Annotated in this window: 11 protein-coding genes and 2 pseudogenes; 5 read left to right on the top strand and 8 right to left on the bottom strand. The window is 63.1% G+C overall.

All coding sequences use genetic code 11. The features are described from left to right. The 3 genes and pseudogenes from UP09_RS38575 to UP09_RS20210 all read left to right on the top strand — a co-directional run. A pseudogene (locus tag UP09_RS38575) lies at positions 1–948 on the top strand (hypothetical protein); the annotation flags it as partial. Between the two features lie 176 nt (positions 949–1,124). Further along, on the top strand, positions 1,125–1,541 hold the full coding sequence (locus UP09_RS20215; RefSeq protein ID WP_044540040.1) for a DUF2946 family protein: 417 nt from the start codon (positions 1,125–1,127) through the stop codon (positions 1,539–1,541). 146 nt (positions 1,542–1,687) lie between these two features. Then, positions 1,688–3,961, top strand: coding sequence for a TonB-dependent receptor domain-containing protein (locus tag UP09_RS20210; protein WP_044540039.1), 2,274 nt, complete (start codon positions 1,688–1,690; stop codon positions 3,959–3,961). A 72-nt stretch (positions 3,962–4,033) separates the two neighbouring features. On the opposite strand, the gene UP09_RS20205 is transcribed toward UP09_RS20210, so the two are convergent. The 3 genes from UP09_RS20205 to UP09_RS20195 all read right to left on the bottom strand — a co-directional run bounded on the left by UP09_RS20205 (position 4,034) and on the right by UP09_RS20195 (position 5,530). Continuing rightward, on the bottom strand, positions 4,034–4,351 hold the full coding sequence (locus UP09_RS20205) for an EthD family reductase (RefSeq protein ID WP_044540038.1): 318 nt from the start codon (positions 4,349–4,351) through the stop codon (positions 4,034–4,036). Positions 4,352–4,469: 118 nt separating this feature from the next. Beyond that, positions 4,470–4,982 carry a GNAT family N-acetyltransferase gene (locus UP09_RS20200; protein WP_044540037.1) on the bottom strand — a complete coding sequence of 171 codons (513 nt, stop codon included), beginning with the start codon at positions 4,980–4,982 and terminating at the stop codon, positions 4,470–4,472. 59 nt (positions 4,983–5,041) lie between these two features. Beyond that, a complete protein-coding gene (locus UP09_RS20195; RefSeq protein WP_044540132.1) occupies positions 5,042–5,530 on the bottom strand; it encodes an NUDIX domain-containing protein in 489 nt (162 codons plus the stop codon). A 135-nt stretch (positions 5,531–5,665) separates the two neighbouring features. On the opposite strand from UP09_RS20195, the gene UP09_RS20190 reads away from it, so the two are divergent. Beyond that, a complete protein-coding gene (locus UP09_RS20190; protein ID WP_044540131.1) occupies positions 5,666–6,553 on the top strand; it encodes a metallophosphoesterase family protein in 888 nt (295 codons plus the stop codon). Here the strand turns inward: UP09_RS20190 and UP09_RS20185 are convergent. The 3 genes from UP09_RS20185 to UP09_RS20175 form a co-directional block, all read right to left on the bottom strand. Further along, positions 6,550–7,116 (bottom strand): hypothetical protein, encoded by a 567-nt coding sequence (locus tag UP09_RS20185; RefSeq protein WP_044540036.1) that lies wholly within the window; start codon positions 7,114–7,116, stop codon positions 6,550–6,552. The genes UP09_RS20190 and UP09_RS20185 overlap by 4 nt on opposite strands. A gap of 210 nt (positions 7,117–7,326) precedes the next feature. Next, a complete protein-coding gene (locus UP09_RS20180) occupies positions 7,327–7,536 on the bottom strand; it encodes a DUF4170 domain-containing protein (protein ID WP_044540035.1) in 210 nt (69 codons plus the stop codon). A 12-nt stretch (positions 7,537–7,548) separates the two neighbouring features. Then, positions 7,549–9,186, bottom strand: coding sequence for an isocitrate lyase (locus tag UP09_RS20175; protein WP_044540130.1), 1,638 nt, complete (start codon positions 9,184–9,186; stop codon positions 7,549–7,551). Positions 9,187–9,565: 379 nt separating this feature from the next. Here UP09_RS20175 and UP09_RS20170 point away from each other — a divergent pair, with 379 nt between their 5' ends. Continuing rightward, positions 9,566–11,008: a helix-turn-helix domain-containing protein gene (locus tag UP09_RS20170; RefSeq protein WP_044540034.1), complete on the top strand. Its 1,443-nt coding sequence runs from the start codon at positions 9,566–9,568 to the stop codon at positions 11,006–11,008. A 64-nt stretch (positions 11,009–11,072) separates the two neighbouring features. Here UP09_RS20170 and istB read toward each other — a convergent pair whose 3' ends face one another. After that, entirely contained in the window at positions 11,073–11,936 is an 864-nt protein-coding gene (istB, locus tag UP09_RS20165) for an IS21-like element helper ATPase IstB (protein WP_044536175.1), read from the bottom strand. Continuing rightward, positions 11,866–13,435 (bottom strand): annotated as a pseudogene (gene istA, locus UP09_RS20160) (IS21 family transposase). Before istA ends, istB begins: the two are co-directional and overlap by 71 nt. Positions 13,436–13,549: the final 114 nt, after the last annotated feature.

The following is a 13,549-nucleotide window of genomic DNA, read 5'->3' as shown; positions in this document are numbered from 1 at the left end:
GGCGGCGCGGTGCTGGTATCGGCAGGTCCGGATTATGCCTCGACCACCAGCATCTGGCGCACGCCGCTGGATTCGGTGCTGCCGGCTGAACCGGTCGGCGTCACCGAAAAACCGTTCTATGCGCATTTGAGCGATGCCGGCAAACGTCACCCGGTGACGCGCGGGCTCGAAGGCTCGGCCTCCGAGCCGCCGCATTGGAGCCGGTTCTTCCGCACCGTGGAGACGCGCAACTCCGTCACGCCGCCAGTCATGACCGGTGCCGACGGCAAGCCGTTGCTGCTGCTGTCGCGCGTCGGCGAAGGCCGCGTCGCCTTGCTGCTGTCGGATCACATCTGGCTGTGGGCGCGCGGCTATGAAGGCGGCGGTCCGCATCTCGACCTGTTGCGGCGGATGTCGCACTGGCTGATGAAGCAGCCGGATCTCGACGAAGAGGCGTTGCGCATGCAGGTGCAGGGCAAGGACCTCATGGTGGTGCGCCAGACCATGGCCGACACCGTCTCGCCCGTGACCGTGACGTCGCCGAGCGGTACCACGCATCAATTGACCCTGAGCGCCGGCGATCCCGGTGAATGGCGCGCAACACTGCCCGCCGACGAACTTGGCCTCTGGCAGGCAACCGACGGCACGCTGAAGGCGCTGATCAATGTCGGCCCGACCAATCCGAAGGAGTTTTCGGAAGTCACCTCCACCACCGAGATGCTGAAACCCCTGGCGCAGGCAACCGGCGGCGACGCGCGGCGCATTGTCGATGGATCGAGCCTCGATATGCCGCGCATCGTGCCGGTGCATGCCTCCTCGATCTTCCGCGGTGATGGCTGGCTCGGCGTCAAGATGCGCGATGCGAGCGTGGTCAAGGGCGTCGGCGTGTTGCCGATGTTCGCCGGCGTGATTGGTCTGCTGTTGCTGCTCGGCGCCTTCGCAGCCACCTGGCTGCGCGAAGGACGCTGAACCCTGTTGGACGCGTTGCGTCCAGCAGGGTCGCGTTGCGTCAAACACACACAGCCATCTGATCCGTCGCCGTCGCCCGGACTACGGTTGACATCGCGATTGTGTTTCGATGTTATAATGTAACATCGGGGCGGCTGGGGTCATGACGCCGCTCCGTGGGGCAGGCGTCATCAGGCATGAAGTGGTTCCGGAAACACATCAGGACTGGCTCGCGGCTGGCGCTGTTCGCGCTCGCCGTCCAGTTCGTGCTGTCGTTCGGCCATTTTCATCCGATTGCTGCGGCACAGGCGGCACCGGCGGTCCAAACCGGACTGTCGCAGTTCGATATCGCCTATATCGGGACCTCTGCGACTCCGGACCTCGCGATCGAGGTCGTCCACAAGCAGCCGCCGGCCCAACACGACAACGACCCGGCCGACACTTGCGCGATCTGCGCCGTCATCTCGCTTGCCGGCAGCCTGCTCGTCGCATCCCCGCCGGTGCTGCTGTTGCCGGAAGCGGTGGAGTTTCTCCGCCGCACCACCGATGCTGAATTCCTCCATTTGAAATCGGCGCCCGCGGCGTTCCGTTCCCGCGCGCCACCCCTGTCCTGACATCGATTGCATTCTGCGCCTCCGAGGTTCGACCGCGTTAAGCGGCACGATCTCAGGGAGACACATCAATCGGCCCGTCGCGAATGACGGCAAGGCTTTCCAGCTCCACCGACACGGATTCGCTGGCGGCCTCCAGGATCCCAACCATGAAATCCCCGTTCAGAGTTACCCTCCTCCTGTCCACGTCAGCCTCGGTGCTGCTCGGGTTGGGTCATGCCAGCAACGCGCAGACACCGCCTCCGGAAGCGGCAGGCACCACCACGCTGCCGAAAATTGAAGTCATCGAACCGAAGCATACGCAGCCGCCGCGGCGCCCCAAGAAGCCCGTTGTGACCACGCGGCGCGAGGCACCGCCGCCAACGGCTGCACCACAAACCGAGGCGCAGGTGCTGACGAGCACCAACGACAAATTCGACGCTGCGCGCCAGAGCATCGTCGCCCCCGCCGGCGCCACCGCGCATCAGATCAATCACCAGGCGATCGAGGCGATGCCGCAGGGCGCCGATGCGCCGCTCGACAAGGTGCTGCTGCAGTTCCCCGGCGTGACGCAGGACTCTGCGGCCAGCGGCGACCTGCATGTTCGCAACGAACATGCCAACGTACAGTATCGCATCAACGGCATCATGCTGCCCGACGGCGTCGGTGCCTTCGGCCAGATCCTCGATACTGGGATCGTCGGCAGCCTTGCGCTGCTCACCGGCGCATTGCCGGCGCAATACGGCCTTCATACCGCAGGCGTGATCGACATCCAGACCAAGGCCGACGCATTCGACAACTCGGGCAAGGTCAGCGTCTATGGCGGCAGCCACGGCACGATCACGCCGAGCTTCGAATATGGCGGAACGGTCGGACAGACCCAATATTTCGTGTCCGGACGCTATTTCCAAAGCAGTGTCGGTATCGAGAATCCGACACCGTCCTACAACGCGATCCACGACAACACGTCACAGGAGAAGGGATTCCTCTATCTGTCGACGGTGATCGATCCGACCAGCCGCCTGACCTATATCGGCGGCGTCTCCAACGGCACCTACCAGATCCCCAACAATCCCGGGCAGACGCCGGCCTTCACGGCGTTTGGCGTGTCGAATTTCGATTCCTCTGTCCTCAACGAGCACCAGACCGAGTTCAACCAATTCAACGTCGTGGCCTACCAGAAGTCGGTCGAGGACATCGACATGCAGCTGTCCTATTTCAACCGCTACAGCCAGCTGCACTTCTACCCTGACACGATCGGCGATCTCGTGTTCAACGGCGTCGCCTCCGACATCTATCGCCAGAGCTTCGTCAACGGCATCCAGGAAGACACCGCCTGGCGCGTCGGCTACGCCCACACACTGCGGTTCGGCTTCTCGGTTTCCTCCGAGCGGACCCTGGTCAACAACGCGTCTTCGCTGTTCCAGGTCGATGCCAGCGGGAATCAGGCGACTGATGCTGCCGGCAATGCGTTGCCCCCCGTCTCGATCTTCGACTCGAGCGCCAAGACCGGCTGGCTGATCGGCACCTATCTGCAGGATGAATGGCGGATCACCAACCAGCTGACCCTCAATGTCGGCCTCCGCTTCGACCAGATGTACCAGTATGTCGACGCCAACCAGCTCAGCCCGCGCGCCAGCCTGACCTGGAAGCCCTATGACGGCACCACGTTCCACGCCGGCTATTCGCGAAACTTCACGCCGCCAGAGCAGGTGATCGCCGCGCCGGTCAATCTCGCGCTGGTCCAGGGAACAACACAACAGCCTGGAGTCTCCACCAACAGCCCGGTGTTGCCGGAGCGCTCGAATGTGTTCGATGTCGGCGTCGACCAGAAGATCCATGCTATCCCCGGCCTCGAGGTCGGCGTTGACGCCTACTACAAGACCGCTCGCGATCTGCTCGACGACGGTCAATTCGGCGCCGCCTATGTGCTGACCGGCTTCAACTACGAGCGCGGCGAGAACGTCGGTGTCGAGCTCAAGGCGAAATACACCAACGGCAATTTCAACGCCTATGGCAACGTCGCCTGGGCGCAGCAGATCGCAACCAATGTGGTCTCGAACCAGTATCTGTTCGATCCCGATGAACTCGCCTACATCGCGAGCCACAACGTCTACACGGACCACGCCCAGATCTGGACGGGCTCCTTGGGGGCGTCATATTTGTGGAACGGCACGCGCTTCTCTGCATCGATGATCTACGGCAGCGGACTGCGCTCGGGCTTTGCCAACACCGATCATTTGCCGGGATACACGCAGGTCAATCTCGGTTTGTCGCACGACTTCAACATCGTCGCGCCGAGCAAGCCGACCACCATCCGCTTCGACGTCGTCAACCTGTTCGATTCGATCTACCAGATCAGGGACGGCTCGGGCATCGGCGTGTTCGCCCCGCAATACGGGCCGCGCCGCGGATTCTATGTCGGCATTTCGCAGAAGCTCTGACGCAAACGACAACGCATGGCGCTCGCGCGCCATGCGTCAAGATATTGTGACGTTCTGAAGCAACGTGTGTCGTCAGTGGCCGACGACGACGTCGCTAATCTGGATCACCGGCTGCAGATCGGTATAGTTCGGAATGTCGCCCATGATCTCCTTGGCGTGCGGCCCGAAACCGCCCTGGAAGGCCTCAACCGAGTCGCAGAAGATGTGGCACATTCCGACATAGGTGGCGGGTGCGCCCGGCGCGCCGCCGGCAAGACCCTTGTCGATCGTGTAGTATTTGCAGGCATCGCCCATGCGCGCCTTCACCAGCGGCATGTGCTTGTCACGATAATAGTCGTGATCGAACTTCGCGCCCGGATTGTTCGGATACATCACGCTGACCTTGATCATGGCGCACTCCCTTTGATTTGACATGCACCGGTTCTGGTCCGGCGCTTCACGTCAACTGTGCGTCAGTTTTTTCAGACGCGCAACAGCGGGGCCGGGTTCCGGCGACGTCACAAGGACGTCAGATCGCCTTGCTCCAATCCGGCTGGATTGGCCCCGACACGCCCTCGAAGGCACCATCGACCAGCTCCATGACAAGCAGGCGGCTGTAATCGACCGGACCGGGCATGGTGATCAGTCTCTTCGGGATCGGCTTGAAGCCGACGCGCGCATAATACGGCTCGTCGCCGACCAGCACGATGAGCCGGTGGCCCTTGGCGCGCGCGTCGTTGATCGCGCGCTCGAGCAGCGCGCGGCCGACGCCGCGGCTGCGGAACGGCGGCTCCACGGTCAACGGCCCGAGCATCAATGCGGGCGTCTCGCCGATGCAGACCGGCAATTGGCGCACCGAACCGACCAGCAGCGTGCCGATCCGCGCCGTAAAGGAGACATCGAGCAGATGATCGACATGCTCGCGCAGCCGGTAGGCGCTGAGCACGAAGCGGCCGGGCCCGAAGGTGCGCTCGTGCAGGCGCTCGATCGCCTGGGCGTCTTTCGGGGTCTCGGGCAGGATGGTCAGGGACAGTTCAGTCATCGTGGGGCGCGGGATAGCATCTGACGGGCGTGCGGTCCATCGCTCTCACCTGCCCGCGTTCACCGCCATGTGACCGGCAACGGCTTGCCGTCGAGCACCTCGGCGATTCGCAGCCGCGTGCCAGGGGTGGTGTCGTCGGGCAGTGCGGCCGGATCGAAGAAGCCGCAGGCCACGATCTCGCGGTTCGGCTCCGGCAGCCGGTCCTGCCGGAAGTGTCGCACCACATAGACCGCGACATGATCGCGCGGAGAAACGTGCTGGTTGAAGAACACGCCGTGCAGCACCGGCTCGCCGACGAGCTCGATCCGCCCCTCCTCGGCCAGCTCGCGCCGCAGCGATTCGAGGAAGCTCTCGCCGACCTCGACCCCGCCGCCCGGCAGATACCAGCCGGGGACGTAGCTGTGCTTGACCAGGAACACCTTGTTGTCGGCATCGAGCACGACCGCGCGGACCCCGAGCGTCATGCCGCGGACCAGCCGCCAATAGAGGTGAAATACCCGCCTGATCTGCGGTTCGAAGCGCTTGCGCAAATCCTCAAGGACCGTCACTGAACCCTCGACATCGTTATGTTTGATCCTTGCGCGGACGCGCACCACTTGCCAATACAGAGCGGGATTTTCGGGATAGCACGACATGACCGGTTGCCGGCCAGTTTTCACAGGCGATCCGAACGGGACCGAATGATGGCGGCATTCCGGCTCGCCCATCTGTCCGACCCGCATCTGCCGCCATTGCCAGTAGCGCGGCTGCGCGATCTCGCCGGCAAGCGCGCGCTCGGCTACCTCAACTGGACGCGCAACCGCCACAAATACCATCGCCGCGACGTGCTCGACACGCTGGTGTCGGACATGCAGGCGCAGCAGCCGGACCATATCGCCGTCACCGGCGACCTCGTCAATCTGGCGCTGGATGCCGAGTTCAATCCGGCGAGGGAGTGGCTCGAGGGTGTCGGCGCCCCTGCCGACGTCAGCGTGGTCCCCGGCAACCACGACGCCTATGTCCGCGCAACGCGGCATCGCTTCGTCGGCATCTTCGGCGATTACCTGCGCGGCGACGCGGACGGCGCCCCTCACAGCTTTCCATTCCTGCGCCGCCGCGGGCCTGTAGCGCTCATCGGCGTCTCCTCGGCGGTGCCGACGCCGCCGTTGATGGCAACCGGCTGGCTCGGCGGCGCGCAGCTCGCGGCGCTGGAGACGATCCTCGCGCAATTGTCCGGCGAGGACGCCTTCCGCGTCCTGCTGGTGCATCACCCGCTGCACTCCGACGGCCGCGCCAAGCGGCTGACCGACTCGCGCCAGTTGCTGGCGCTGCTCAAGCGACACGGCGTCGAGCTGGTGCTGCACGGCCACGACCACATCCATTCGACGATGTGGTTCGACGGCCCGGAGCGGAAAATCCCGGCGATCGGCGTGCCCTCGGCATCGGCGCTGGCGCGCAAGCATTATCCGGCCGCAGCCTATAATTTGTTTTCAATCGCGCGCGACGGCAATGGATGGCGCTGCGAGCAGACCGTGCGCGGCCTCGATGGCGACCGGCGCGTCGTGCAGCTGTCGACGGCGCGGCTGCTCTAGAGATTGTGCAAGCTCGCATACAGCGCCAAGGCAAACAGCGCCAGCGCCCCCACGATGACGCCGAGCACGAACATACCGAAGCCGCCGCGGCGTTTGGGCGCAACCACCGGCACGGGCGGCGGCTCGGCAACCGGAAGCGGCGTCGCCACCATCGCATGCTCGCGCTCGATCATCCGGCGCGCGACATAGTCGGTGACGGCATTGACGATCACGGGCACGTCGTGCGATTCGGCGAGCACGATGCGGCCGAACCTGGTGTCCTGCACGAACCGATAGATCCGCTTGTCGCGGCCCATCAGGACATGCGCGACCACGTCGATCCACAGCCGCGGCGTCTCGCCCTGGCTGATGCCGCGATCAAACAAATCGACCTTATCGGGCACCTGGGCAAACAGCGGATCGAGCGCGTCGTTGAGGATCTCGAGCCGCGCCACCTCGGCATCGCGCAATTCGACCACGACGCCGGTGCGGTCGGCCGCCTCGATCCGCGCCCGCCGCAGCGCCTCACGCAGCGTCGGCCGCAGCTCGCGCGCCTCATTGCCGGTGTTTGGGAGGTCAGACATGCCTCGCGGCCTCCTGGTGACGGGTTTTCCTCACCTTAACCTATCAGTAACCATGCCGTCCGCAAAGGGCGTTTGTTCCCAAGGGGTTAGGCTACCACTTATCCCCAAGCCGAAAGCCTCAAAAGACCTGTCCCGAAAGCGGACGACCCCACCCGGATGAACCGGATGGGGCCGCCGTCCTTGGACGTTTCTTAGTTGTAAAGACAGCGCTCAGGCCGAGACCCGCGCCGGCTCCTCGACGATCGAGAAGCGTACGCCGGCCTTGTGGCGGTTCTCTTCCGAGACCACGCGCCAGGCATCCTCGGCTTCCTTGCGGGTCTTGAACGGACCTTGCACCTGGGCCGAGCCTTCCACGAGCTTGTGGAAGTTCATCGAACCGAACTCGCCGCCGATCACCCAGAAATTGCTGCCTTTGGTCATTGTCAGTCTCCGTTAGCCGAACTGGTTCATCGTATTGTGGGCGCCGCCGGCCTTCAGAGCGGCCTCGCCGGCGAAGTATCCCTTGTGGTCGTCGCCGATATCGGAGCCGGCCATGTTCTGATGCTTGGCGCAGGCGATGCCCTGACGGATCTCCTGACGCTGAACATTCTTCACGTACCCAAGCATACCCTGCTCGCCGAAATACTCCTTGGCGAGATTGTCGGTCGACAGCGCTGCCGTGTGATAGGTCGGCAACGTGATCAGATGGTGGAAGATGCCCGCACGCTTGGCTGAATCGGCCTGGAAGGTACGGATACGTTCGTCGGCTTCGATCGCCAGCGGCGTCTCGTCGTATTCCACCTTCATCAGCTCGGCCCTGACGTACTTGCTGACATCCTTGCCGGCTTCCTTCATCGCGTCGTAGACCTGCCAACGGAAGTTGAGCGTCCAGTTGAACGATGGCGAATTGTTGTAGGCCAGCTTCGCGTTCGGAATGACCTCGCGAATCCGGTCGACCATCTTGGCGATCTGCTCGATATGCGGCTTCTCGGTCTCGATCCACAGCAGGTCGGCGCCGTTCTGCAGCGAGGTGATGCTGTCGAGCACGCAACGATCTTCGCCCGTGCCGGCACGGAACTGGTAGAGGTTGCTCGGAAGCCGCTTCGGACGCAGCATCTTGCCGTTGCGGTTGATGATGACATCGCCATTGCGGGCGTTGTCGGCGGTGATTTCCTCGCAATCCAGGAAGCTGTTGTAGAGATCGCCGAGGTCGCCGGGCTTGTGGCTCACAGCGATCTGCTGCGTGAGGCCGGCACCCAGCGAGTCGGTGCGGGTCACGATGATGCCGTCTTCGACGCCCAGTTCGAGGAACGCGTGGCGGCAGGCGCGAATTTTCGCCAGGAACACCTCGTGCGGCACCGTCACCTTGCCGTCCTGATGGCCGCACTGCTTTTCGTCGGAGACCTGGTTCTCGATCTGCAGCGCGCACGCGCCCGCTTCGATCATCTTCTTGGCGAGCAGATAGGTCGCTTCCGCATTGCCGAAGCCGGCATCGATGTCGGCGATGACGGGCACGACATGGGTCTGGAAGGTGTCGATCTTCTCGATCAGCGCCGCTTCCTTTGCCTTGTCGCCCGCCTTGCGAGCGGCATCGAGCGCACGGAAGGTATCGTTGAGCTCACGGGAGTCCGCCTGACGCAAAAATGTATAGAGCTCTTCGATCAGCGCCGGCACCGAGGTCTTCTCGTGCATCGACTGATCCGGAAGCGGTCCGAACTCGGAGCGAAGCGCTGCGATCATCCAGCCGGAGAGATACAGATAGCGGCGATCGGTCTTGCCGAAGTGCTTCTTGACCGAGATCAGCTTCTGCTGCGCGATGAAGCCATGCCAGCAACCAAGCGACTGGGTGTACTTGGTAGGATCGGCGTCATAGGCAGCCATATCGCTGCGCATCAGCGCCGCGGTGTAGCGGGCGATATCCAGGCCGGTCTTGAAGCGGTTCTGCAGACGCGTTCGCGCCACGGCTTCGGCGGTGATGCCGTTCCAGGTTTCCTTGGTCTTGAGCAGCGCTTCAGCAGCTGCAACTTCGCTCAGATAAGAAGCCGGTCCCTGGAGTGCATGGTCACTGATTCCGCGTGGCTGGTAGTTCATGTTCGTGATCCTTTCGGTGACGACAAATCCGCAGGGTTTGTCTTCGCCATTCCTCGACATTCTTGACAATGCATTGCGAAATGCGTGGCAGGAGCTAAACGCGAAAGAACGAAGTTCGTATAGGGACGTTGTTTTTGAATGGTGATGTCATGTAACATGCTCACTTGTAATAAATGTAAAATTGTAAAATTTGTCACAAAATAGGTCAGGAAGGCTGCCATGCCTGCGTTCTTTTCTCCCTCGCCCCGCTCTTGCGGGGAGCGCGTAGCCCGGATGGAGCGCAGCGTAATCCGGGGCAGGTCAATCCGCGGACAGAACGGTCCCGGATTACGCTGCGCTCCATCCGGGCTACGAAGCACCCGCAAGCAGGGAGCCCCCCATGCCCTCTGAGGCCGGAAAAAAGCTGTTCGTCGGTCCTCGCTTCCGCCGGATCCGCCAGCAATTGGGACTGTCGCAGACCCAGATCGCCGAGGGGCTCGGCATTTCGCCCTCCTACATTAACCTGATCGAGCGCAACCAGCGCCCGGTGACGGCGCAGATCCTGCTGCGGCTGGCCGAGACCTACGACCTAGATCTGCGCGACCTCGCCACCGCCGACGAGGACCGCTTCTTCGCCGAATTGAACGAGATCTTCTCCGACCCGCTGTTCCGCCAGATCGATCTGCCAAAGCAGGAGATGCGCGACCTCGCCGAACTCTGTCCCGGCGTGACCCATGCACTGCAACGGCTCTACGCCGCCTATACCGAGGCGCGCCGCGGCGAGACCCTGGTGGCGGCGCAGATGGCCGACCGCGAGGGCTCGCAGTTCGAGGCCAACCCGATCGAGCGGGTCCGCGACCTGATCGAGGCCAACCGCAATTATTTTCCGGAGCTCGAAACCGCCGCGGAAACTTTGCGCGACGAGATCAACGTGCCCGCCGAGGGGCTTTACGCTGCCCTCGTCGCACGTCTGCGGGAAAAACATTCGATCGTCACCCGCATCATGCCGGTCGACGTGATGCGCGACACGCTGCGCCGCTTCGATCGCCATCGCCGGCAGCTGCTGATCTCCGAGCTCGTCGACAACCCCGGGCGCGGTTTCCAGCTCGCCCTGCAACTCGGCTTTGCCGAATGCGGCCCGGGTATCGACGCCATCGTCGGCCGCGCCGGCCCGCTCGACGACACCTCGCGGCGGCTCTACCGGATCACGCTCGCGAACTACTTTGCTGCGGCTGCGATGATGCCCTACCAGGCGTTTCATTCCGCCGCAGAAGCCCTGAGCTACGACGTCCACGTGCTGGCACAGCGCTTCAATTCCGGGTTCGAGCAGGTCTGTCACCGCCTCACCACCCTGCAGCGGCCGAACGCGCGCGGCGTGCCGTTTTTCATGCTCCGGGTCGACAATGCCGGCAACGTCTCGAAACGCTTCTCGTCGGGCACCTTCCCGTTCTCGAAATTCGGCGGCACCTGCCCACTCTGGAATGTGCATTCGACCTTCGACATGCCCGACCGCCTGCTCAGCCAGGTGATCGAACTGCCCGACGGCAACAGATATTTCTCGATCGCGCAGATGGTGCGTCGTCCGGTGGCGCCCTATCCGCAGCCGCAGCCGCGTTTTGCGATCGGGCTCGGTTGCGAAATCCGCCACGCCGCCAAGCTCGTCTACGCCACCGGCATGGATCTCGAGAAGGCCGAGGGCACCCCGATCGGCGTCAACTGCCGGCTCTGCGAGCGTGAAAATTGCAGCCAGCGCGCCGAGCCGCCGATCACCCGCAGCCTGATCCTCGACGAAAACACGCGACGGGTGTCGTCGTTCGTGTTCTCCAATGCACGGGAGCTGTGAGGCATTCAATCCACCGCGGCAAAAGCCTTGCACCAGCCGTCCTTGCTGATTGCGCCCTCGACTGTCAATCGGCGTTCAAATTTGACCCCGCATCGGCGTCCAATTTTGACCCCTTTGGGCGACGGGTTTTGGCGGTAGCGCTCGCGCCGTCGGAGCTGGTCGGGGTTGCGGAGACGGTGCGAGCGCGGGTTGCGTGATCGTCGTCGCGGCTCTTGAAGCGCCAACTGTCGTTGCCGGTCTCGACGATATCGCAATGGTGAGTCAGACGATCGAGCAGCGCGGTGGTCATCTTTGCGTCGCCAAATACGCTGGGCCATTCCCCGAAGGATAGGTTGGTGGTGACGACGATCGACGTGCGCTCGTAGAGCCGGCTGACGAGATGGAACAGTAGCTGGCCGCCGGATTGAGCAAACGGAAGGTAGCCGAGTTCGTCGAGGACAATGAAGTCCATCCGGGTCAGATGCTCGGCGATGCGACCCTGCCGTCCATTGCGGGTCTCGATCTCCAGGCGATTGACGAGGTCGACTACGTTGTAGAAGCGGCCGCGGGCACCAGATCGGATGCAGCTTCTGGCGATGGCGATGGCCATATGTGTTTTGCCGGTGCCGGTACCGCCGACCAGGACGGCGTTACGTTGCTGGGCGATGAAGCCGCCGCCGGCGAGATCATTGACCAGCGTCTGGTTGATAGGAGTGCCCTCGAACTGGAAGTCCTCAAGGTCCTTGGCCAGCGGCAGTTTGGCGATGGTGAGCTGGTACTTGATCGAGCGCGCCTGCTTCTCGTTGATCTCGGCGTTGAGCAGGTCGCCGACAATGCGTTGAGGTTCGTGCTGGCGTTTGACAGCGGTCGCCATGATCTCATCGAAGGCGGCCTTCATGCCGTAGAGCTTGAGCTCGCTCATGAGGTCGAACAGTTGAGTACGTTCCATCAGATGGTTCTCCTGAGGTTGTCGTAACGGGCACAGTCGGCGATCGGGGCATGGCGCAATGTCAGCGCAGCCGGGGTGAGGATGTTGGCCGGTGGCGCAGGATCACGCTGGCGGGCCAGGATGTTGAGCACGACATCGGCGGAATGAACGCCGTGAGTGATCGCCTCGGCGCAGGCGGCTTCGACGGCCGGCAAGCCGTCGGTCAGAACTGCGTTGAGGATGTCGACCATCTGCCGATTGCCATCGTCGGCGCTGGCGAGCTTGCGCCGTACACGTTCGATCGCGGCCGGCAGTACCCAGTCCTTGAAGGGAGCGCCGTTGCGCAAGGCACCGGGTTTGCGAGCCAGCACCGGCACGTAATGCCAGGGATCGTAGACGGTATCGCCGCGGCCGAACGAGCGAGCATGCTCGGCAACGATGCGCCCGTCCTGGCGGATCACAATGCGGTCGGCGTAGGCGTGAACCTCGACAGGCCGCCCGACAGCGCTGGCCGTGACCGAGTATTTGTTGTTGTCGAAACGCACCAGACAGGTCTTCGAGACCGACGCCGGCACCGCGTGGAATCCGTCGAACCGGCCGGCATAGGGAACGAGCTTCGGTCGCTCAGCTTCGAACACCTCCCAGACCGTCTGTTCGATCAGTTCCGGATGCCGGTGCGCTTTGGCGTAGGCGATGCACTTGTCCAACAGCCACGCGTTCAACTCGTTGAGGGTTTTGAACCGCAGCCGTGGCGTGAAGAAGCGCTCCCGGACAAGTCCGACCTGGTTCTCGACCTGACCCTTCTCCCAGCCCGACGCTGGCGTGCAGGCAACCGGATCGACCAGGTAGTGGCTGCACATCTGCATGAAGCGGCGATTGTAGAGACGCCCTTTGCCGACGAAGATGGTCTCCACCGCCGTCTTCATGTTGTCGTAGATGCCGCGTCCGCAGGTGCCCTTGAACAGAGCAAATGCCCGGTCGTGGGCGTCGAACACCATCTCCTGTGTCTCGCGCGGATAGCACCGCACAAACAGCATCCGGCTGTGACAGAGCCGGACATGGGCGGCCTTCACGATCACCGTTACGCCATTGAGCAGGACGACCTCGTGGCTCCAGTCGAACTGATAGGCTTCCCCAGGCGCAAAGCTCAGCGGGACATAGGCTGCAGCCGTCGATTGCCCACGCTCTTGGCTCCACCGCCTGGCGTAACGCCGAACGGTATCGTAACCGCCATCATAGCCGCGCCCGCGCAGCTCTTCGAAGATCCGGATCAACGTCAACTGTTCGCGAGCAGCCTTAGCTGCGTTCCCCGCAAGCAATCCGTCGAGCTCCGCTGCCCATCGTCCCAGCTTCGGCCGCGGTTGGACAACACGCTCGTACTCGAATGAGGTCTCTCCCGACCTCAGCACCTTCCGGACCGTGTTCCGCGACACCTTCAGGTCCCGGGCGATCTCCTTGATCGTCTTGCCCTTGATGAAGTGTTCGCGCCGTATCCGGGCAATTGTCTCCACGACCAGCATCCCCGACCACCTGCTTCATTACAAAGCAGGCAGCGCAACAGACCAACCTGTAGGGGGTCAATTTTGGACGCCGATCCCCCGGCTTAGGGGGTCAATATTGCAGGCCGAATGACA

The organism is Bradyrhizobium sp. LTSP885 (genome assembly GCF_000938305.1).
Classification (GTDB): domain Bacteria; phylum Pseudomonadota; class Alphaproteobacteria; order Rhizobiales; family Xanthobacteraceae; genus Bradyrhizobium.
The sequence above is the reverse complement of the archived record's forward strand: the minus strand, read 5'-3'. Positions and strand labels throughout refer to the sequence as shown.

What these genes read in the sequence shown, in the direction of transcription:
- UP09_RS20215 (WP_044540040.1), top strand. Translation starts at nt 1,125, where the DNA reads ATGAAGTGGTTCCGGAAACACATCAGGACTGGCTCGCGGCTGGCGCTG.
- UP09_RS20210 (WP_044540039.1), top strand. Translation starts at nt 1,688, where the DNA reads ATGAAATCCCCGTTCAGAGTTACCCTCCTCCTGTCCACGTCAGCCTCG.
- UP09_RS20205 (WP_044540038.1), bottom strand. Translation starts at nt 4,351, where the DNA reads ATGATCAAGGTCAGCGTGATGTATCCGAACAATCCGGGCGCGAAGTTC.
- UP09_RS20200 (WP_044540037.1), bottom strand. Translation starts at nt 4,982, where the DNA reads ATGACTGAACTGTCCCTGACCATCCTGCCCGAGACCCCGAAAGACGCC.
- UP09_RS20190 (WP_044540131.1), top strand. Translation starts at nt 5,666, where the DNA reads ATGGCGGCATTCCGGCTCGCCCATCTGTCCGACCCGCATCTGCCGCCA.
- UP09_RS20185 (WP_044540036.1), bottom strand. Translation starts at nt 7,116, where the DNA reads ATGTCTGACCTCCCAAACACCGGCAATGAGGCGCGCGAGCTGCGGCCG.
- UP09_RS20180 (WP_044540035.1), bottom strand. Translation starts at nt 7,536, where the DNA reads ATGACCAAAGGCAGCAATTTCTGGGTGATCGGCGGCGAGTTCGGTTCG.
- UP09_RS20175 (WP_044540130.1), bottom strand. Translation starts at nt 9,186, where the DNA reads ATGAACTACCAGCCACGCGGAATCAGTGACCATGCACTCCAGGGACCG.
- UP09_RS20170 (WP_044540034.1), top strand. Translation starts at nt 9,566, where the DNA reads ATGCCCTCTGAGGCCGGAAAAAAGCTGTTCGTCGGTCCTCGCTTCCGC.
- istB (WP_044536175.1), bottom strand. Translation starts at nt 11,936, where the DNA reads ATGGAACGTACTCAACTGTTCGACCTCATGAGCGAGCTCAAGCTCTAC.